Annotated in this window: 20 protein-coding genes and 1 pseudogene; 2 read left to right on the top strand and 19 right to left on the bottom strand. The window is 40.4% G+C overall.

What is annotated here, in order from left to right; translation table 11 throughout:
- Nucleotides 1-45 precede the first annotated feature (45 nt).
- Both cls and PG840_RS12785 read right to left on the bottom strand, forming a co-directional pair.
- Nucleotides 46-1,605 (bottom strand): cardiolipin synthase, encoded by a 1,560-nt coding sequence (gene cls, locus PG840_RS12780; protein WP_270613699.1) that lies wholly within the window; start codon nucleotides 1,603-1,605, stop codon nucleotides 46-48.
- Nucleotides 1,606-1,640: 35 nt separating this feature from the next.
- Nucleotides 1,641-2,321: a GTP pyrophosphokinase gene (locus tag PG840_RS12785; protein WP_009203863.1), complete on the bottom strand. Its 681-nt coding sequence runs from the start codon at nucleotides 2,319-2,321 to the stop codon at nucleotides 1,641-1,643.
- A gap of 221 nt (nucleotides 2,322-2,542) precedes the next feature.
- On the opposite strand from PG840_RS12785, the gene PG840_RS12790 reads away from it, so the two are divergent.
- Complete coding sequence (locus PG840_RS12790; RefSeq protein WP_117558176.1) at nucleotides 2,543-3,082, top strand: restriction endonuclease subunit S; 540 nt, start codon at nucleotides 2,543-2,545, stop codon at nucleotides 3,080-3,082.
- Here PG840_RS12790 and PG840_RS12795 read toward each other — a convergent pair.
- The 12 genes and pseudogenes from PG840_RS12795 to PG840_RS12850 form a co-directional block, all read right to left on the bottom strand.
- Entirely contained in the window at nucleotides 3,061-3,261 is a 201-nt protein-coding gene (locus PG840_RS12795; RefSeq protein ID WP_242854881.1) for a restriction endonuclease subunit S, read from the bottom strand. The genes PG840_RS12790 and PG840_RS12795 overlap by 22 nt on opposite strands.
- A pseudogene (locus PG840_RS12800) lies at nucleotides 3,238-3,684 on the bottom strand (helicase); the annotation flags it as partial. The pseudogene PG840_RS12800 and the gene PG840_RS12795, both read right to left, overlap by 24 nt.
- Before the next feature lie 135 nt (nucleotides 3,685-3,819).
- Nucleotides 3,820-4,116 (bottom strand): type II toxin-antitoxin system RelE/ParE family toxin, encoded by a 297-nt coding sequence (locus PG840_RS12805; RefSeq protein ID WP_008375511.1) that lies wholly within the window; start codon nucleotides 4,114-4,116, stop codon nucleotides 3,820-3,822.
- Nucleotides 4,106-4,366: a type II toxin-antitoxin system Phd/YefM family antitoxin gene (locus PG840_RS12810; RefSeq protein ID WP_044999282.1), complete on the bottom strand. Its 261-nt coding sequence runs from the start codon at nucleotides 4,364-4,366 to the stop codon at nucleotides 4,106-4,108. The genes PG840_RS12805 and PG840_RS12810 overlap by 11 nt, the downstream gene beginning before the upstream one ends.
- Nucleotides 4,367-4,481: 115 nt before the next feature.
- Nucleotides 4,482-5,576 (bottom strand): hypothetical protein, encoded by a 1,095-nt coding sequence (locus tag PG840_RS12815; RefSeq protein WP_270613700.1) that lies wholly within the window; start codon nucleotides 5,574-5,576, stop codon nucleotides 4,482-4,484.
- Nucleotides 5,577-5,722: 146 nt separating this feature from the next.
- Nucleotides 5,723-7,162 (bottom strand): peptide MFS transporter, encoded by a 1,440-nt coding sequence (locus tag PG840_RS12820; protein ID WP_270613701.1) that lies wholly within the window; start codon nucleotides 7,160-7,162, stop codon nucleotides 5,723-5,725.
- Nucleotides 7,163-7,502: 340 nt separating this feature from the next.
- Nucleotides 7,503-7,934: a putative ABC transporter permease gene (locus PG840_RS12825; protein WP_008375501.1), complete on the bottom strand. Its 432-nt coding sequence runs from the start codon at nucleotides 7,932-7,934 to the stop codon at nucleotides 7,503-7,505.
- A 75-nt stretch (nucleotides 7,935-8,009) separates the two neighbouring features.
- Nucleotides 8,010-9,458 carry a tRNA (N6-isopentenyl adenosine(37)-C2)-methylthiotransferase MiaB gene (gene miaB / locus PG840_RS12830; protein ID WP_270613702.1) on the bottom strand — a complete coding sequence of 483 codons (1,449 nt, stop codon included), beginning with the start codon at nucleotides 9,456-9,458 and terminating at the stop codon, nucleotides 8,010-8,012.
- Between the two features lie 15 nt (nucleotides 9,459-9,473).
- On the bottom strand, nucleotides 9,474-9,653 hold the full coding sequence (locus tag PG840_RS12835; protein WP_022220898.1) for a DUF4250 domain-containing protein: 180 nt from the start codon (nucleotides 9,651-9,653) through the stop codon (nucleotides 9,474-9,476).
- A 17-nt stretch (nucleotides 9,654-9,670) separates the two neighbouring features.
- A complete protein-coding gene (locus tag PG840_RS12840) occupies nucleotides 9,671-10,210 on the bottom strand; it encodes a DUF5662 family protein (protein ID WP_008375346.1) in 540 nt (179 codons plus the stop codon).
- Nucleotides 10,207-11,928, bottom strand: coding sequence for an alpha-amylase family glycosyl hydrolase (locus PG840_RS12845; RefSeq protein WP_270613703.1), 1,722 nt, complete (start codon nucleotides 11,926-11,928; stop codon nucleotides 10,207-10,209). The genes PG840_RS12840 and PG840_RS12845 overlap by 4 nt, the downstream gene beginning before the upstream one ends.
- Nucleotides 11,919-12,911 (bottom strand): sugar ABC transporter substrate-binding protein, encoded by a 993-nt coding sequence (locus tag PG840_RS12850; RefSeq protein ID WP_117558217.1) that lies wholly within the window; start codon nucleotides 12,909-12,911, stop codon nucleotides 11,919-11,921. Before PG840_RS12850 ends, PG840_RS12845 begins: the two co-directional genes overlap by 10 nt.
- Before the next feature lie 129 nt (nucleotides 12,912-13,040).
- Between PG840_RS12850 and PG840_RS12855 the strand changes: the two genes are divergently transcribed.
- Nucleotides 13,041-13,355: a DUF1292 domain-containing protein gene (locus PG840_RS12855; RefSeq protein WP_008375343.1), complete on the top strand. Its 315-nt coding sequence runs from the start codon at nucleotides 13,041-13,043 to the stop codon at nucleotides 13,353-13,355.
- Here PG840_RS12855 and PG840_RS12860 read toward each other — a convergent pair whose 3' ends face one another.
- The 5 genes from PG840_RS12860 to grdD all read right to left on the bottom strand — a co-directional run bounded on the left by PG840_RS12860 (nucleotide 13,356) and on the right by grdD (nucleotide 19,620).
- Nucleotides 13,356-15,218: an ATP-dependent helicase gene (locus PG840_RS12860; protein WP_117558219.1), complete on the bottom strand. Its 1,863-nt coding sequence runs from the start codon at nucleotides 15,216-15,218 to the stop codon at nucleotides 13,356-13,358.
- Between the two features lie 99 nt (nucleotides 15,219-15,317).
- The gene (gltX, locus tag PG840_RS12865) at nucleotides 15,318-16,775 is read right to left on the bottom strand and encodes a glutamate--tRNA ligase (RefSeq protein WP_055297036.1); all 1,458 of its coding nucleotides are present in this window, start codon (nucleotides 16,773-16,775) and stop codon (nucleotides 15,318-15,320) included.
- A gap of 139 nt (nucleotides 16,776-16,914) precedes the next feature.
- Nucleotides 16,915-17,439 carry a threonine/serine exporter family protein gene (locus tag PG840_RS12870; protein WP_243034355.1) on the bottom strand — a complete coding sequence of 175 codons (525 nt, stop codon included), beginning with the start codon at nucleotides 17,437-17,439 and terminating at the stop codon, nucleotides 16,915-16,917.
- 18 nt (nucleotides 17,440-17,457) lie between these two features.
- Entirely contained in the window at nucleotides 17,458-18,219 is a 762-nt protein-coding gene (locus tag PG840_RS12875; RefSeq protein ID WP_055297034.1) for a threonine/serine exporter family protein, read from the bottom strand.
- A 246-nt stretch (nucleotides 18,220-18,465) separates the two neighbouring features.
- The gene (gene grdD, locus PG840_RS12880; protein ID WP_055247352.1) at nucleotides 18,466-19,620 is read right to left on the bottom strand and encodes a glycine/sarcosine/betaine reductase complex component C subunit alpha; all 1,155 of its coding nucleotides are present in this window, start codon (nucleotides 19,618-19,620) and stop codon (nucleotides 18,466-18,468) included.
- Nucleotides 19,621-19,627 lie beyond the last annotated feature (7 nt).

Here is a 19,627-nt window from a genome sequence, read left to right on the forward strand (position 1 = left end):
AACTTCTAAATCAACTGTTTTTTGAAAGGTCGTTTCATCAGATTCTTATAGCAATCCAGCAAATAATCTCATAAATAATTGTCCCAGTCGCAAATATGCACTTCGTCCGGTTTGATATTGGTCTGTCACATCACGACATTCTCCCATCGTTCTTATCAGATCATTTTTTATTTCCACAACTGCCTGACAATCTGCCATAAAACAGCCGTTTTCAAAATGGTGATATAAACTTCGATAATCCAGATTAATTGTTCCACAGGTTGCCATACAGTCATCTGCCACACTCATTTTTGCATGACAGAAACCAGGAGTCCACTCATAAACACGAACACCATGTTTAACCAATCCATGATAAAAAGAACGAGTTATATTATAAATGAATTTTTTATCAGGGATACCAGGTGTGATAATTCTTACGTCTACCCCTCGCTTAGCAGCCAGACATAACGCATGCGTCATTTCATCTGTTATGATTAGATATGGAGTCATAAACCAACAATATTTTTCAGCTTTATTTATCATACTGATATAAACTTCTTCTCCTACTTGCTCATTATCCATAGGGCTGTCTGCATAAGGTTGAACAAACCCAGTTTGCTGTGCCGCATAATCATAGTGGAAAAGGTATTTACTAAAATCAGAATCATTAGCATCCTTATCACTTACTGCATTCCACATTTCCAAAAATGTCACCGTAAGCGACTGAACAGCATCTCCTTCTAAACGAATACCTGTATCTTTCCACTGTCCATACGGGTGTGTGTAATTAAAATATTCGTTTGCTAGATTATATCCACCTGTAAATCCGACTTTTCCATCAATAACTGTTATTTTTCTATGATCACGATTGTTCAAAAACAGATTTAAACCTGGCATAAACGGATTGAATACACGGCAATGAATTCCTATTGCCTCCATCTTTTTCACAAAATCTGTGTTAATAAAGCCTATAGAACCCATATCATCGTAGAATACTCTAACTTTCACACCTGCTTTTACTCGCTCTTCCAGAACATCTTGAATCTTATGCCATGCTTCAGCGTCTTCTATCGCATGATATTCCATAAAGATAAACTTCTGTGCTTTCTCCAAATCCTTAAGCTGTGCCTCTAATCCTTTCACTGCTTCATCAAAATACACAATATCCGTATTCTGATAGATTGGATACTGCGAATTTCTTTGTATGTAACTTGCTATATTTCCTGCTTTCGGAATTGTTTCTTTTATTCTGCTCAAACACTCCTGACTGTCCGGAAGCATTGGTAACAATTTGCTATCAATTTCTGCATATCGCTCACGCATTTTATGTGTGCCACCATTCAAACCAATCAACAAATACAGGCCTACACCCATAATTGGGAAAATTAGAATTAAAATGACCCAAGGCATTTTCATAGAGGATGTCTTATTTGATGCGTACAATCCCAAAACCAAGATCCCACTCAAAATCCTTGTAAATAAATTTATAATTTCTGCATATTCATTCAAGCGTGTTACGATAGTAATAATAAAAATTACTTCCAGAAGAATGCAGACTATGGAAAAACACAGCCGTTTTACCCCATTTTTTGTTTTTGCTTTGCCCTCTAAAGTATCTTGCTTCATATATATTCCACCTTCCTACTTGCTCAGTTTTCTGCCTAAATTTCATGAAACATACCAATTTTGTCTTTTATTCTCTGCATTTCATTATCCGCTTCAATGATAGCTCTTGCAGAATGAAGTAATTCTTCACTTATCTCATCATAACCAGGCATTTCTTCAATTCCTTTTTTATAGCGAAGTTGATGTTCCAATGTTGCCCAGAAATCCATACCATTGGTTCGGATCTGTAATTCTACACGCATAGGTGTTTTACCCTTAGCAAAAAATACTGGTATTTCAACAATCATATGATAGCTTCGATAACCATTTGGTTTTGGATTTTTTATATAATCTTTTATTTCAATAACTTTAATATCATCCTGTTGGGTAATCAAATCTGATATCATATAAATATCGTCAATAAACGCACAAACTATTCGAACGCCTGCTACATCATTTAAATATGTCTGTATATTTTCTGTTGTAAAATCATGTCCCATTTTCTGCAATTTATTGTAAATACTATTGGGCTTCTTAATCCTTGTTTTTATAAAAGAAATAGGATTTCGATTGTTCTCAACTGAAAATTCATCATCCAAAACCTCAAGTTTAGTTTGTATCTCCCGAATAGCACAACGATACATCATCATTAAATTATAAAATTTTGTAGCATTATTTAAAAACTGTAGTGATTCCGGACTGTCCATCCAGAGTTTTTTTACTTCATCCTTTGTCATGGTACTTTCCTTTCTACTTCATCCCCGTATTCAAAACATTATTTATTTTGATAGTTGATTCGTTCTCCTTGAATTACTGGATAACAAGGCTATCTATATAATTTAGATATTTCTCTTTGGTCATGACTCTTTTACAATAGAAATTTCTCGATCGTATCTATCTTCTCCATTCCACTTTAAATGATTATTTAGAACAGCTACTTTGCTTGTTGTATGAAAATATGATGAATGATGCTCAAACTGGGAATATTACTGGTCATAATACAATTGCATCTGCTTTGACCAATATTGTTACTGGGAAGGAAGATGCAAATTTTTCATCACCAAATGGGAAATATAATTTCTTTACTTGCTCAAGTAATACATTGAAATGTGATGAATATGCGTTCAATGCTTCATCTATTTTGATAGCCGGCAATGGAGAGTTTAATGTTAAGCATTATACAGGAAAATTTAATGCTTATCAAAGAACATATGTGTTAATACCAGACCTAGAGTATTATGCTCTTCTGTATTTAGCAAGCATGTATCAAATAAAGTCATTTAAATCTGCAGCTTCAGGTTCGATTGTAAAATTCATTACCAAAGGAGATATTGAAAATATTCCAGTTTTTATTCCTGATAATAAAGCTATTTTAAACAAGTTTAATTGTTTGCTCATGCTTCAAGAACAATATCAGAAAGAAAGTGATGAATTAGCCTCAATAAGAGACTGGTTACTTCCAATGCTCATGAATGGTCAAGCTGCCATCGAAGATTGATATGATAAATAATCATTTATCTTATTATTAGTCCTTATCTTAGCGTCGATTTTTTCTAATACTGCAACCATTTTTTTCTGATTCTTCAATGAAATCACGGGAATAGTGTAATTTGGAAACTCCTCTACCGAAATACGATCAACAGTACTTCCTTTATCTGCCTTGTAGCTGGCAATAATCTCCGTCAGTTTTGCAATCTGTTGCGGAAAATTCCTTGCAATGTCATCTTCCAGGCGGTACTGGTTATTCATGTGATTAGCTTTTAAAAGCTTTAATTTTGCCACATCCACATCTAATGCCATCTTCTCTTTTACTGCCGGATTTCCGGTTGCAAGTGCTTTGACCTCTGCATAGGACAGCGCCGCTTCGTCCACATCTTCACAACTTCTGACCGGTGCTTTGCTCGTCATAATCTGGGAAATGAATTTCTGCTTGTTCTCGATCAACTGCCACATATAACTGTCGAAAGTGGATTCTGTTACATACCGGAAGATATGAACCTTTTTATTATGGTTTCCCTGACGGATAATACGTCCTTCCCTCTGTTCCAAGTCAGATGGTTTCCAACCAATATCCAAATGATGCAGGGCAATCAAACGGTCCTATAGTGATAGATAATCCTTTGATGTTATCGCCAGACTTTCCCCCACTTCACACCGGACATGAGAGTTTCCCCTCATCCGGCGTTCCATCATCAGTAACTTCTACTTTTTAACATCGTAACTTACAGTTCCTTATCAAGTGCTTTTATATATCAGTCGCCTTACTTCCATAACATTCCCGATAACCACATAATATACCACATAATTCCTCACATAAATCCGATAATATGGATACTCTCTCCTTTTTGCAGAACGATAAGGTTCAAACGCAAGAGGATTTTCCAGCCTTTTCAATATGGCACTTTCAATATCATCAACCAACCGATGTGCTGCATCTTCATTTTTCAAGACATTTGTAATGTAATTTACCGTACTTAGCAAATCAGTTTCAAATATTGGCAAGTAGCGAAGCTGATAAGATTTATTTTCCATGTATTGCACTCCTTGCATTTTTGAACACGCTTTCGTGAGAAAGTCTTTCATCGGTTCCCGCAGCCTGCCTGTCAGCTTCATCAAGCTTCATTTCAATATTATCTGTGAGACTTGCATACTCTTCTAAGCTTAGAACAACCATAGCGCCATATCCATTTTTAGTTAAATACACAGGATTTCCACTATTAACAAGAGTCTCAATTTCAGGAAATTTATTTCTAAGATCAGAAACTGGGCGAATTTGTATCATTTTCACCTCTCCTTTCGCATTTTACTATCTTTATTTTATCCTAATTTTATCGCAATTGCAATAAACAGCAACACATTTCTCATAAATTCTACCATCCGCTTATACTGCGTACTCATCAGTCATAACTATTTCTCTCAATATAATATTTTGCCGCTTCCTGTAAAGACATCCCTTTCTTTCTCGCTTTATCTCTCACACTGCTTACAGAGATACTTTTCATTCTGCAAAAGGAATTGATTGATTCATATACACTTCCATCCTCCCAGATAAATTGCCGATTTTCCGTAATCTTTCTAATATAATCAATTGCCTCATCGTAATCGCTGTCTTTATTCCGAAACCTATAAGAATGCACAGATTGAACATTAATATTGTATTTTTCACAGCACTCTTTCAAATTTTTATACTCATCACCTCTATAGTAAAATACATCCGTTTCCAGACTTTGCTTCCTTCTCAGACAATGTCGGAAAGCTTCTTGGATCGAACAGTTCTTTCGCCACGCTCTATTGCGTACTGCTTTTAATGACACATCAAATTTTGTACAGCATGCCGACAAAGACGAGTATAAAACCGACTCCCATTCAAAATAATCCTCCATCTTTTTATTATAGTAATATTCAACCGCCTCTACTTTACCCTTTTTCGTTCTCCACATATAACCATAAACGCTGCTGACATTTATACCAAGTTTGCGGCAGCAGTCACTCAAATCATGATAAATACTATCCCGGAATACAAATGTTCTGGAATCTATTTTTTGTCCTTCCTGCTTTTCAATACGATTGATATAAAATTTCAAAGCTTCTTCTCTGGATATTCCGTGCCGTTTTGCGTATGCCGACACATAAGATGCATTGCATCCAAATGCTCTGCAACATGATGTAAATGTAATATATTCCTGTCCGCAGAAATACATTTTTCGTTTATTATGATAATTCAGATAGCTGGCAAATGCATGCCGCAATAGAAAATGTTTTTTTCTCGCATATCTTCTGACGCAAACCGATTTAATATTGTAAGCCTCACAACAAGCTGCAAAACTATCATAAGTCACATGGTTATATGTAAAACGATTATATTTATAATACTGATAATAATGGCTGAGCGCCTCCTCTTTTGATATTTTATTTTTCTGCATATAAGTACATAGGGATTTATAGTTTATATTGTAATAATCGCAGCATTCTTTTAAATCTGTCCACCTCACTTTCCTCCTTTATTACAAAATATTACAAAATGTTATAGAATCAAAAAGTCCTTGCCGGACATCTCTGCCTGACAAGGATTTTTTTGATACTTTTTATTACTTCTTCTTTAAGAGGACATTTATTTGATTTATTTTTGAGAAATTTCCTACGCTTCTCTTTCCATTCCCATTCCTTCTGCAAGCTTCTTGCTGAAAGCGAGTACGACTGCACCAAGGATAGCTACAACTGCACCGATTCCGATGAAGAACGGCACTTCGCTTCCTTCTTTATAGAAGTTAACGAGGATCATGTTAAGAGCAGCTCCTACTGACTGAGACATTGACCATACTGTCATCATCTGTGTTACAAAGGCTTTTGGTGCTGCTACTGCTGTAATGGAGTAACCGATCGGGCATGTAAATCCTTCAGCAACCATCAGTACTGCATAGAACAACACGATCCACCATGCATTTACTTTTGCATCGCCTGGGTAGATGACATAAAGGAGTGCAATGATCATTGCGCCAAGTCCCCATAAAATCGTTCCGAATCCCATCTTTGTTGTTCCGAATGGCTGTTTCTTGCCAAGTTTTGTCCAAAGCATGGTAAGAAAACTACCGAAGCAAACCGCAAAGATTGCCGGGATTGTCTGGAATGAAGCTGCCGGAATTTCTACTCCGAAGATCACACGGTTTACTTTTTCTTCATAGAAGATAGCAAGGATTGAAATTGTCTGTGTCCAGATCAAAAGTGTAACGGCGTTACAGATAAATGGTGGAAGCAGACAAAGTACTTTCTTTTTCTCGTGCTTTTCTGTCTTCTTGCTGGAATAGATGAAGACAAGATAAGCAAGCGGGATAAAGATGGAAATAGTACTTACTACGTTTGCAAAGGAAGATATTTTCAGCTTTCCTGTTGCAAATGAAACTGCTAAAACTGTTCCTACGATAGCAACAACAATAAGCATTTTTACAACAAAAGAACGTTTCTTATCTGCCGGAAGCGGATCATCCGGTTCCAGACCGATATTTCCGAAGAATTTTTTGTAAGTAGCAATATAAGCAACAGTACCTAAGAATGAGAGAACTGCTGATAATGCGAATGCTGCGTGATATCCGCATTTCGCTGCGATTACACCTGCAAGGGCCGGAGCTGCTGCACCGATATTGGAAATTACGTAAGAAATTGTGAAAGCACTGTCACGTCTTCCATCGTTCTCATCGTAGAATTTACCGATCAGAGTTTCGATACATCTTCCTGCGAAGAGTGAACTGAATACCATACATCCCATAGCAGCTGCATATCCAACTACCCCAAGTGGAAATGCAAGCAAGGTATAACCGATAAATCCGGTAACTCTGGCTACAAGCAGTGACCTACGACATCCAAGAATACGGTCGCAGACATAGCTTCCGATGATGGTTGTCATTCCGACTACAGTTGCATATAAAGAAATCAACTGTGCTGCATCTGCTTTATCGAATCCAAGACCTGCAGGTGCATTTGCATACAGGTAATAGATCATTACGGCATTCATTGCATAGTTTGAAAAAGACGAACAAAGCTGTACAAAGCTGAGAGTCCCCACCCCCCTAGGCTGACCCAAAAACGCGGTCTCCTTTTTTAAGGCTTCATCATATTGATTCATTTTTAGTTTTCCTCCAAATAACATATACTTCTCATTCAATAAAAAACAGTTTATATTTTCCCCGATTTTTCCTGCTGCCCTCCTTTTTCCATGATTATACTCACTTGTTTTTTATCTTGAACCTTTCTTGTATCTTACTTAATTTTCCTAGAATTGTTAACATTTTACATTTAACAAAATGCATTTATGCTCATTTTTGTAACCATCCACAAAAAAAGATGAAAAGAGTTTGGTTTCCCACGACTCTTTTCATCTTAATTTCATCATTTTTCACATATAAAAAATGCTTAAGTCCCTTTTACAACACATGAAACTCCGGCTTTTCCTCCCCATATACGCCCCAGAGCACCACTCCTCCAAGCACGATCGCAAGACATAAAAGTCCTGAAAACATCACCATAAATGGCAGGCAGATCTGGCCACACAGCTGGAACGGCTGATCCCGGTAATCCCAGATCCCGATCTTCAGCCATTTATTACAGATAATCCCCGTCATAAATTCCAGGGATGTCAGGAAAAGCACTGCCCGGATAATCTGAATCCACATCGGCTCAGACCAGTGCATTACCTCGCCCTGAAAACTACAAAATGTCAATGCAACTCCCCCAAGCACAAACATGGTCCAATGAGAAAATCCACGAAACCAGATCTCGATCAGATAATAGGTGCTTCCCCCTGCTGCTATCAGAAAGACTATCTCACTTACCCTTTTACTCACTCTTTTCACCATAAAAAACGCCCTCACTATGCAAATCTCTTACATAGCATGAGCGTTTCTTTTGGATTTTATCACAAATCATTGGATTTATTTACAGAGTTCTCCCATATAATAGAAGCCTTTTGCCTCTTTTAAGTAAACTGTCACGATCTTACCGATCATGCTTTCATCTCCCGGGAAATGTACCAGGAGGTTGTTGCTCATTCGTCCTGTCACCAATGACGGATCATGATCGTTGACACTTTCTACCAGCACATCCTGTGTGGTTCCCTGATGTACAGAGCATACTTCCGCTGAAATCTGCTGCACCTCTTTTAAAAGGCGATCAAAACGGCCTTTTACCACGTCATCAGGAACCTGATCTTCCATTGCTGCCGCAGGGGTTCCTGTTCTCTTGGAATAGATAAAAGTAAAGGCACTGTCATAACGCACCTGTCTTACAATATCCAGAGTATCCTGGAAATCTTCCTCTGTCTCCCCAGGGAATCCGACGATAATATCCGTTGTAAGGGAAATATCCGGCACTGCTTCGCGGATCTTTCTTACCACCTCAAGATAATGCTCCTTGGTGTAATGGCGGTTCATCTTCTGCAGGATCCTGCTGCTTCCTGACTGAACCGGAAGATGCAGATGCTTGCAGATTTTCTTGGAATGTGCCATCACATCAATCAGTTCATCTGACAAATCCTTTGGATGGGAAGTCATAAAGCGGATTCTCTCCAGTCCTTCAATCTTCTCAATCTCCTGAAGAAGCTGTGCAAATGTCATCGGCTCTTCCAGATTCTTTCCATAAGAGTTTACATTCTGACCAAGGAGCATAACTTCTACCACACCATCTGCCACAAGTCCTTCAATCTCGCGAATGATATCTTTTGGATTACGGCTTCTCTCACGTCCACGCACATACGGTACGATACAGTAGCTGCAGAAATTGTTACATCCGAACATGATGTTAACACCGGATTTGAAGGAAAATTTACGTTCGCTTGGAAGATCCTCCACAATCTTATCGGTATCCTTCCAGATATCGATCACCATTCTCTCAGATTCAAATCTTGTCACGATCAGTTCTGCAAATTTATAAATATTGTGAGTTCCAAAGATCAGGTCAACAAACCGATAACTCTTCTTGATCTTCTCTACAACAGTCGGTTCCTGCATCATACATCCGCAGAGTCCGATGAACATATGCGGATTCTTTTTTTTCTTTGCACCAAGCTGTCCCAGACGTCCGTAAACACGCAGATTCGCATTTTCACGGACAGTACAGGTGTTGTAGATAACGAAGTCTGCTTTCTCTTCATCCGGCTCTTCCTTGTATCCGATCAGTTCCAGAACACCGACCAGCTTTTCGGAGTCACGAGCGTTCATCTGACAACCGAAAGTCGTCACGCAAAAAGTCAGATATCTTCCGATCTCCTGTGCTTTTTCGCTTACATACTTCCGCGCTTTGGCAATGTAATAGTACTGTCTCTCCGGCTCAGTGACCGGAGCTTCTTTGGTAAGATCTATTGCATCAAAATCAATATTATTCATATGTTATTAACCTCTCTATACAAACTGGTTCAGCCCTGCATCATATTCATAATCAATGGATGCCAGTTTCTCTGTCAGTTCTTTTTTCTCAATCTGCATCTCCTGGCAAAGAGTATCCAGATCTGTATAAAAATCTCGTAATTTTGTATTGACCACACTCAGAAGGATCATTGGATCCTTTGGTAAATCTGCCATGTTTTTATCCTCTTTTTCTAATAATCTCTCGTTTTCAACACGGTATTCCGGATATAATCAAAAGTTTTCTCTTCCCCGTCTGCCGCGAGCATATAGAGAAGTTCTTCCAGAAGTGCCCTGGTATCCTTATGCATCCAGTCCCCTGCAATACCGTGAAGATAATATTCAAGCGGTGACGTATCCGTATATTTATCTTTCATATAAATCTTGGATGCTGCGATCCGGTCCATTAACATCTCGACCACATACTTTTTGGGCATCTTCATCCCGGTAAGCATTGGTTCCCCTTCCAGTCCGTAGTCAATCCAGTATTCATAATGATGTTTATTGCGCCCTTTATGGTGCAGCCATGCCGAAGAATAGCCCTTTTCTTCTCTTTCTGCGTTATTCGGGCTCCGGTTTCCCTGGAAATACCTGCACCCAACCCAGAACTCCGCCGGAGAGTACTTCGACATATCATGCAAAAGTCCCTGTCTGTAAAGTCCTACCTTAAAGCAGTTCTTCATAACCAGATATTTGTGATGTGTTATGGTGCAAAAATGTTTCCAGATTTTCATTCTTTAGCCTGCCTTCCAACAAAAACTTTGATCGTTCGCTCCTCCAGCTGAACCTTCTTATCTTTTACCGGAACTGCTTCTTTTTCACCCAGGACTCCTTCTTTTGTCCCTGCTATGCACACCCATTCCATTCCTTTTGGAAGGGAAGGAAGTGCAAATGAATGAGAAAGCCAGTGCATATTATATGCAATATAAAAGTCCTTCTCTGTACTTTCTTCATGATAGAATACACCAAGCTGTCTGCTTGCACGCCCTGCCGGCATCTGCCACGCATCCTCCCCATGATAGGAAATCTGAGGGATTCCGCTTCTGCCCATCGTGTCTTCTGATTTTTTCGCTATCTGCTTCATACAGGCTTTGCGAAGTGCAATCAGTCGACATACAAATGTATATAATTCTTCCTGTCTGGAAAGCTGGTTCCAGTCAAGCCATGATATCAGATTATCCTGACAGTATGCATTATTATTCCCTTTCTGGGTATTCATAAATTCATCCCCGGAAAGGATACACGGCATTCCCTGTGCAAATAAAAGTAAAAAGAACGCATTAAATATCTGATTCTTCCGCAACTCGTTAACCGCCTTTTTCCGGCTGTTCCCTTCTGCCCCACAGTTCCAGCTGTAATTGTAATCCGGACCATCCAGATTATTCTCACCATTTGCTTCGTTGTGCTTTCCGTCATAGGAAACTACATCACAGAGCGTAAATCCGTTGTGGCTTGCAATATAATTATACAGCTGTGTATCCTGATTCTTCAGCTGGCAGATCACATCCCGGATCATGCCCTCATCTCCCTTTAAGAAACGGCGCATCACATTCTGGAATCCGTCTTCTTTTTTGAGGATCTTACTTTTCGCAAGCACAGGATCCTTTGCAAGTTCATCCGGATTGCAGATATATGGATTCACAATAAATCCATCCACATGATACTGCATCACCCAGTAACGCAGACAATCTAAAATCAGAGAAAACGTAGTTCCCTCTGTGAAAGGCATCTCAAGAATAACTTCAATCCCTGCAAGATGCATCTGACGAACAAGTGACTTCATCTCATTCACCGGATCTCCTGCCGCATATGATGCTTTTGGTGCAAAGAAATATGCTTTTCCATATCCCCAGTAATTCACATGCCTCTGATTCTCATCAAATTCATAAACCGGCATCAGATGGATCTGGTTAATCCCCAATTTTTGAAGATAGGGCAGTTTCTCCGTAACTCCGTCAAACGTTCCTTTGTGTGCGACTCCGGACGAACTGTGTTTTGTAAATCCACGGACATGAAGACTGTAGGCGATCACATCTTCCTTTTTCAGATGTGGAAATTGCGACTTTCCCCAGTCAAATGTATCTGTTACGATCCGGGTACGCAGTTTTCTCTTTTCCTTTCCCTTTGACACAGACCAGTGTTCTCTGCCTGAAAATGCTTTTCCATATGGATCCGGAACTATCTTTCCACCGATTTTATAACAATATTCATAATCTTCCGGTTGTTCCAGCACCACGGAGAGAAAGTGCAGATTTCCTGCCACATCAGAGTATGGCATCTCCTGTGAAAATGCTGAAGCCCTGGCACCTTTTTTATAAATGATCAGTTCACATGTCTGTCCTTCCGGAACTGCTACCGAAAAATTCGCTGTCTGTCCTTCCACAGTACATCCCTGTGGAAACGGAAATCCCACTGCTGTCTTCATATCCACTGTTCCCCCTGTTACTGCCATCCGTCAACTCCATACATATCTACATTCGAGGCATCAATAAAAAATACATCCAGATACGTTGTCTTTTCATAATCATCCCCGTTTAAAATAGCAAAACCAATTTTGGCCGATTCTTTTCCGAGTTTAATCGGTGATTGCGCACTTGTTCCGCGAATCAGGGAATCCGTCTTCTGAAGTTCTTTTTTCAGATCTGGAGAACCATCTACCCCGTAAATCTTTACATCAGTAAGACCGGCTGTTCTTGCTGCAACCAGTGCCCCAAGCGCAATCTGGTCGTTCCCGCACATTACTGCCGTAACATCCTTATTCTCTGCAAAAATCTTGTTAGCTGCTTCTCTTGCCTCGTTCAAATCTCCACTGACATCTGCTCTTCCTACAATCTCAAATCCCTTTCCGGCAATTGCTTCCTCAAAGCCTGTAATTCTCTCTACAATAGAATTCTGTGTAAGACCTTCAAGAATTACAATCTTTCCACCATCCGGACTCTGCTGTATCAGATCTTCTCCACAAAGCTGTCCGGCAGCTTTATTATCCGAACCAATAAAAGCTTCAATATAATCCGTATCCTTAACTTCCGTATCAATATTGATGATCTTAACATCGGCTTCCTTAAGCTCTTCCAGAGCAGGTGTGATCGCATCTCTTGATACCGGACACAGAAAAATGGCATCCAGTCCGTCTTTGATCATCTGATGGATCTGCTCGATCTGGGTGTCTACATTCAGTGCCGGATCTTTTGTCACCAGCGTACTTCCCTGTGCTTCGACTGCTTCTCTCAGTGCCTGCTCAAGTGTAATATAGTATGGATTTTCCATGGTAATACAACTAAATCCAAAACGATAGCTTTTTGCCTCTTCCTTGCTGTCATCGTCCTCTTCTGCTATTGCATTGTCCTGGCTTGTCCCAACATTCTTCTTACAGCCTGCAGTCATGCCAATACAGAGAACCATCACAAGAAAGATAGAAAAAATCTTTTTCTTCATATAGATAAACCTCCCTGAAACCTTTCTTTTATTGTATCTTTTTTACCGCTAATGTCAATACTTTTCCCCTTGCAAATATCCTCATACTCTGTTAGAGTGATAGTATCAGATTGAAAGGAGAACTGAACAATGGAAAAGGAACATAATCTGCTTGAATCCGATGTTGTCACACTGACACTTGATGACGATGTGGAAATCGAATGCGCCATTATCACAACTTTTAATATGGATTCTACCGAATACATTGCACTTCTTCCGCTTGATGAAGACGGTGGAAATGAGGACGGAGACGTATGGATCTATCGCTTTATCCGTGATACCACAGGCGGCTCCGATCATGATCTTCAGAATATCGAAGATGATGATGAGTATGACCGCGCTGCGGATAAGTTTGATGAATGGCTTGATACACAGGAATTTGAAGGCTTTGATATTGAAGAATAATTATTTTATTCTCTGACCTAAAAGCTCTTCCACAAAACGGGACGGTTTGATACTGTTCCCGTTTTTTTGTGTAATATAGGAAATACAGAGATTATTCTTCGCACGGGTTAATGCTACATAAAAAAGTCTTCTCTCTTCTTCAATCTCGTCTTTCTTTTCTGCCTTCTGATGCGGAATCTCACCCTCATTGGCATGGATCACAAATACATCCTCAAATTCCAGTCCTTTCGCTGAATGGATCGTCATCAGCTGTACCTTATTCTCCCGCTCTCCTTTGATCTTCCTTGCCTTTGCCTGCTGTTCTTCCAGCTCCTGCGTATATTTTGCAATATGGATTTCCCATTCATCATAGGATTTGAAGTTTTTACTCCTCTCCTCAAGCTCTGCCATCACATCCATCAGCTGCTTCCACGAAATCTGATGTTTTTCGGCATATTCTTTCAGGAAATCATCATATCCGATCTTTTTTCGGATATACTGGATTGCCGCATAAGGTGCCATATTCTTCATCATACGGACATCCACATCAAACTGGTCAATAATATCCAGCATCCAGTCCTTATCGCAATAAAATTTACGCAAATCCTCAAAATTTACCTGCCGGTTCTCCATACTATTCCGTGCCAGATACCTGAGTGGTCGGTTACAGATTGTCAGGAAAAGCGACCTGTCCCGCTTTCCTGCTGCCAACTGCAGATATGCCATCATATCTTTTACAATAAAATGCCTGTAAAAATTGGTCACATAATCTCGCATTTCAAACGGGATACGGTGTTCGCTTAATATTTCCGAAATCATTCGCGCCTGGACTGCTGCCCGGAAAAGTACAGCAATTTCTCCCGGCTTTATTCCCTGGTCCAGTTTTTTCTGGATCTCTTCCGTTACATACTGCGCCTCTTCCTGTTCATCCAAGACTTCCTGCACATGAACATTCTGTCCTCTTCCCCGAAATGACTGTACACGCTTGTAAAAACGGGTATCATTATGCAAAATCACTCTTGCCGCTGCTCCGGTAATAAATTCGGTAGAACGATAATTCACCGTCAGCGAAATGGTCCGAAGTGACGGGAATTCCTGCTTCATATAAAGCATCAGCTCCGGCTTTGCTCCACGAAATCCATAAATGGACTGATCATCATCCCCGACTACAAACAAATTGTACCTCGGTGCTGCAAGCATCCGGATCACTTCATACTGCACACGGTTGATATCCTGGAATTCATCGATCAGGATATACTGGAAACGCTTCTGCCATCCTTGCAGAATCTCCGGCTTTTTCCGGAAAAGTGCATAACACTGTACCAGCATATCATCAAAATCAAATTTTTTCAGTTCTTTTTTCTGATGCTCATAGCTGCGGAACACTTCTGCAAACTCATCTTGTGTAAGATACTTACTGTGAAAATCTTTCAGATGACAAAGTCCGTTCTTTACCATGCCGACTTCCCGCAGAAGTTCTCTCACCAGTTCCTCTTCATCTTCTACCTCAGGTGTTGATTCGATATCGGTCTGATCTAAGACCTCCTGTAAAAGTACAGAGGACTCTTTTTCAGACATCAGATTATTCGCACCAATCCCATAGGCACATTTTAGAATCCCATAAAAAATACTGTGAAAGGTCCCAAACGTTACCGGATAATTTTTTCCGGCAGTCAGCCTTTCAAAACGTTCTTTCATTTCACGTGCTGCATATCTTGTAAAAGTAATTACAAGAATCTGATCCGGGCGTACTCCGCTCTCCTCAATCAGATAACGGGTACGTTCTGTGACAATAAGCGTCTTTCCCGAACCCGGAGGTGCCAGCACCATACACGGTCCATTCCCGTGCTTTATCGCTTCATCCTGTCCTCTGTTTAGTTTCATGAACTCCCCTTCTCATATGTAATACAACAGAACGGATTCCTCTTCCGCATTACGCGAAAAAAGAAATCCGTCCCCCATGCATACTTTTATATCTGTATATTATCTGCTTAATAATTCTATTGCATTCTTGATTCTTTCTACAGATTCTGCCTTACCAAGAACTTCCATGATCTCAGTTGCTCCACCCGGAGTATTCTGCTTTCCTGAAACTGCAGTTCTTACCGGCCACATCACATATCCGTTCTTATAACCTTTTTCTTCTGCAAATCCCTTCAGCAGCCCGAATAATGCGTCATTACTGTAATCATCCCATGCTTCCAGTCTTGGAAGAATTTCTTTTAATACTTCCAGAGAAGTCTCTTCGTTAGTCTTCATCTTCTTATGGCAATACATTGCAGTATCATATTCCGGAACAGCTTCAAAGAAATCAATCTGGTCTTTGATATCCGGAAGGATTTCGATACGGCTCTTGATCAGAGACGCAACCTTTTTCAAATCATAATCCTTTGTGATCACTTTCTTGATATACGGCTCTGCAAGTTCATAGAATTTATCAAAATCCATAGCCTTCAGATATTCCCCGTTCATCCACTTCAGCTTATTGATATCAAATACAGCCGGTGATTTGCTCATATGATGATAGTCAAATGCTTCAACAAGTTCCGGCAGTGAGAAGATCTCTCTGTTATCCTGCGGACACCATCCAAGAAGTGCCACATAATTTACAATTGCTTCACTTACAAATCCCTGATCCAGAAGATCTTCGTAAGAAGAATGTCCACATCTCTTGCTGAGCTTTTTGTGGTTCTCATCTGTAATCAGCGGGCAATGTACATAGACCGGTACTTCCCATCCAAATGCTTCGTAAAGACGGTTGTACTTCGGTGCTGAAGAAAGATATTCATTTCCTCGGACAACGTGTGTAATATTCATCAAATGATCATCAATAACGTTCGCAAAATTATAGGTCGGATATCCATCTGATTTGATCAGGATCATATCATCCAGTTCCGCATTCGGGACGGTAATATCTCCATAAATTTCATCATGGAAAGTTGTGGTTCCCTCTGTCGGCATATTGATACGGACAACATATGGCTTTCCGGCTGCAAGGTTTGCTTCTATCTCTTCTTTACTCAGATGCAGACAATGCTTGTCATAATTCACAATCTGTGTTCCATCCTCTGATACAGAAGTCTTCAAAGATTCCAGACGTTCTTTATCACAGAAACAGTAGTATGCATCTCCCTGTTCAATTAACTGCTTAGCATACTTCATGTAAATTCCTGAAGCCTGTCTTTCACTCTGAACGTATGGTCCGACACCGCCATCTTTATCTGGGCCTTCATCATGAACAAGGCCTGTCTTCTCCAGTGTTCTGTAAATAATATCCAATGCACCTTCTACATATCTTTCCTGATCTGTATCTTCAATACGGAGCATAAAATCTCCGCCTTCATGTTTTGCGATCAGGTATGCATATAATGCAGTACGCAAATTACCGACATGCATTCTACCTGTCGGACTCGGTGCAAATCTTGTTCTGACTTTTTTCATTTTAGTGTTCCTCTCTTTAACTTCTGTTTTATTTTCACTGTGAAAATAAACTATTCACAGTTCTCTATGACATTCAAATATATGTTCATCTTTATTATACTAACACATTCCCTTTTTTACTTCAAGCATTCCGAAGCCACTATTTTCCCCGTTTTTCTGTATTTTGCGGTTCCTCAGCTCCAGGAACGATCTTTCGGACATACTTCATGGAATTCTGCTTCCACTCACTCTTCTGAAAAGCCTGGAAAAAGGTATCCACGACAAAAATTGCAAGAGAGATCACGCCTGCGATCTCTAATGTCTGGATCAGATAAAATTCGGACATCGCCTCGTTCCCGTCGATCAGATAATGAACCGTCTGGTACATCCCGTTTCCGGGAACAGTCGGAAGAACCCCGGCAATCAGAAACAACGTAACCGGTGTCTTATAAACTCTCGCAAAAATATGCGAAACAACTGCAGCTGCAACTGCTGAATATAAAGATGCCATCAAATCTCCTCTGCCAAAATGTATTGCAAGCAGATAAACAAATCCACCAATTGCTCCTACAATACCAGCCTGAAGAACAAAGCGGCGCGGAACCTGAAGGAGAACCGCAAAACTGTAAATAGATAAAAACGCTCCAAATACCCGGATGATCATTTCAAAAACAGTACTGTTCATTTTTTGCTCTCCTTCCTGCTAAAAAATCTTTGCGCAAAGCGCCAGCCCAATACCAATTCCAATTGCAATCCCAAGTGCTTTTAAGAAAGCTTCCATCACTCTTGCACCACCGGAAAGATAATCCCCCCGCAAGGTATCCCTGACAGCATTGGTGATTGCCATTCCCGGTACAAGAGGCATGAAACTTCCGATCATAACAGTATCCATATTCATCTGATCACCCAGACCTTCTTTTAGAAGGCAGCAGGCAAATGCAACACCAAATCCTGCGAAAATATCCTGAATAAATGGGTGAAATTTCAGATCCTGTCCCGCTGATACAAAGGCAACAAGAAAAAGTCCTACAACGATGGCTGCCCCGGTATCTGCAATGGATCCACCAAAAAAAATTGTAAATCCCACACCAACCCCCATCATTGCCAGGTTGGTTGTCTTGCGGCTGAACTCGAACTGTTTTAACGTCGAAAGCTTCTCATATGCCTGCTCTAGTGTCAGATCATCTCCACAATACTGCCTGGAAATCTCATTAACATCTACGACGAGCTTTAGATTGGTATCCCGTTCTTCTACTCTCTTTGTAACAGTAACTGCCTTTTCGTTCTCCAGTTTGATCGTCGCGGAAATTCCGGTCATGATCACCAGAACTTCTGCCATCTCGATGTGATCCGCCGTCTTCAGTATATGATGCATGGTATCTTCCACACGATACGTTTCCGCTCCGCTTCGCAGCATTATTTCACCGGCAAGCATCGCCGTTTTCAGTAATAATTGCGTATCCATGACTTTCTCCCTCTCACTTTTTCGGATTTATAACTGTCATGATACTATTTCCTATTCTAAAAATCAACCAAAAATTTTTCGTACACAAAACAGTACAATCATTACTGTTCACAGTATCTGTGACAAATAATGTATAATCTTTCTGCAAAAACAGTTTTTCGCAAGGAAAAAGGCTTCCCGGTCTTATGACCGGAAAGCCCATCTTCCTGAATTAGAGTGAGAGTGTTTATAAAAAGGCAGATTTTATTAGTTAATATATCCGCTCTTTTTCAGTTCTTCCTCAGCTTTTGCGAGGTTTGCGTCTGATACACGGATGATTGGTCCTGTGCATCCCATTCCGCTTTCTGCGTAAATGCCGAGTTTCCACAGTACTTTAACTGCGTCTTCCAGATCCATAACTTCAATTCCAGGGATCTGTGCTGTTACGATTTCCTTCGGTGGCTCTTTAACTTCTTCTTCAGCCGCTGCCGGTTTCTGAGAAGCTTTGTGCTCATCAAGGATTTCTTTTAATCCAGCTTTCTTAACAGCTGCAAATTCTTCTTTCGCTACTTCAAATACTTTTCCTCTTACCAGCTGTGCTGCGTAACGGATCGCATTTGCGATAACCGGTGCTCCGGATGCTCTGGATACGATCATAACAAGCTGTTCATATCCTTCTCCGATTCCAGGTCCGTATCCGAATCCTGTTGCTTCAAAGCTTCCACCTGTTGTGAAAGAAGAAAGCATCTTCACCATGATATTTCCGGTAAGGGAATCTGTTACCATGATGTCCGGGGATGCCTGAAGGACGTCATTTCCTCTCATAACGCATCCGCCATCTGCTCTTCCTGATTCTGCAAATTCGATCGGATACCCGTTCTCCTGCAGTTTCTTCAGAGCTTTCTCTGTCTGACGTGCACCGTCTACATTCAGGATACCAACGGTCGGATTCTTCTTGCCACAAGCTTTTGCAGCGATGATTCCGTAGATCGCATTTTTGATCATTCCTTCAATACGGTCTGTGCTGGATGTTCCTGTTGTATTAGCGATGAACATTTCTTTTGCAGTTGCCGGTGTTACACAGCGTCCTACTGTAGATACACCGATCGGGAATGGGAAGTGCATGGTTACTGCTGCATCTACTTCTCCATTCTTCAGCATTTCTTCCATCTTATCATGACCTTCTTCATCGTTAGCCACTTTAACAGTTGTAACGCCTTCTGCTTCTAATGTTCCGATATAATATACATCAATTCCGTCTTTTGCCGCTTCAATTGCCGCTGCCATAGAGTTTTCTTCTCCATGTTCGCTTCCCATTCCGGTCAGTGCAACTTTCGGGCGCTTTCCGAAGCTTCCTGTCTCCAGTCCCTGCGCCATCTCCATAAAGGTGTCGGCAATCATTCTTTCAATACTATTTGCCATTTTGTTT

The organism is Coprococcus sp. AM97-35, from assembly GCF_027697525.1.
Lineage (GTDB): Bacteria > Bacillota > Clostridia > Lachnospirales > Lachnospiraceae > Allocoprococcus > Allocoprococcus comes.

Coding starts and splice junctions, on each gene's coding strand:
- PG840_RS12860 (WP_117558219.1), bottom strand. CDS start 15,218: ATGAAACTAAACAGAGGACAGGATGAAGCGATAAAGCACGGGAATGGA.
- grdD (WP_055247352.1), bottom strand. CDS start 19,620: ATGGCAAATAGTATTGAAAGAATGATTGCCGACACCTTTATGGAGATG.
- PG840_RS12840 (WP_008375346.1), bottom strand. CDS start 10,210: ATGAAAATCTGGAAACATTTTTGCACCATAACACATCACAAATATCTG.
- miaB (WP_270613702.1), bottom strand. CDS start 9,458: ATGAATAATATTGATTTTGATGCAATAGATCTTACCAAAGAAGCTCCG.
- PG840_RS12875 (WP_055297034.1), bottom strand. CDS start 18,219: ATGGATACGCAATTATTACTGAAAACGGCGATGCTTGCCGGTGAAATA.
- PG840_RS12785 (WP_009203863.1), bottom strand. CDS start 2,321: ATGACAAAGGATGAAGTAAAAAAACTCTGGATGGACAGTCCGGAATCA.
- PG840_RS12850 (WP_117558217.1), bottom strand. CDS start 12,911: ATGAAGAAAAAGATTTTTTCTATCTTTCTTGTGATGGTTCTCTGTATT.
- gltX (WP_055297036.1), bottom strand. CDS start 16,775: ATGAAAAAAGTCAGAACAAGATTTGCACCGAGTCCGACAGGTAGAATG.
- cls (WP_270613699.1), bottom strand. CDS start 1,605: ATGAAGCAAGATACTTTAGAGGGCAAAGCAAAAACAAAAAATGGGGTA.
- PG840_RS12810 (WP_044999282.1), bottom strand. CDS start 4,366: ATGATACAAATTCGCCCAGTTTCTGATCTTAGAAATAAATTTCCTGAA.
- PG840_RS12855 (WP_008375343.1), top strand. CDS start 13,041: ATGGAAAAGGAACATAATCTGCTTGAATCCGATGTTGTCACACTGACA.
- PG840_RS12870 (WP_243034355.1), bottom strand. CDS start 17,439: ATGAACAGTACTGTTTTTGAAATGATCATCCGGGTATTTGGAGCGTTT.
- PG840_RS12790 (WP_117558176.1), top strand. CDS start 2,543: ATGATGAATGATGCTCAAACTGGGAATATTACTGGTCATAATACAATT.
- PG840_RS12805 (WP_008375511.1), bottom strand. CDS start 4,116: ATGGAAAATAAATCTTATCAGCTTCGCTACTTGCCAATATTTGAAACT.
- PG840_RS12845 (WP_270613703.1), bottom strand. CDS start 11,928: ATGGCAGTAACAGGGGGAACAGTGGATATGAAGACAGCAGTGGGATTT.
- PG840_RS12825 (WP_008375501.1), bottom strand. CDS start 7,934: ATGGTGAAAAGAGTGAGTAAAAGGGTAAGTGAGATAGTCTTTCTGATA.
- PG840_RS12835 (WP_022220898.1), bottom strand. CDS start 9,653: ATGGCAGATTTACCAAAGGATCCAATGATCCTTCTGAGTGTGGTCAAT.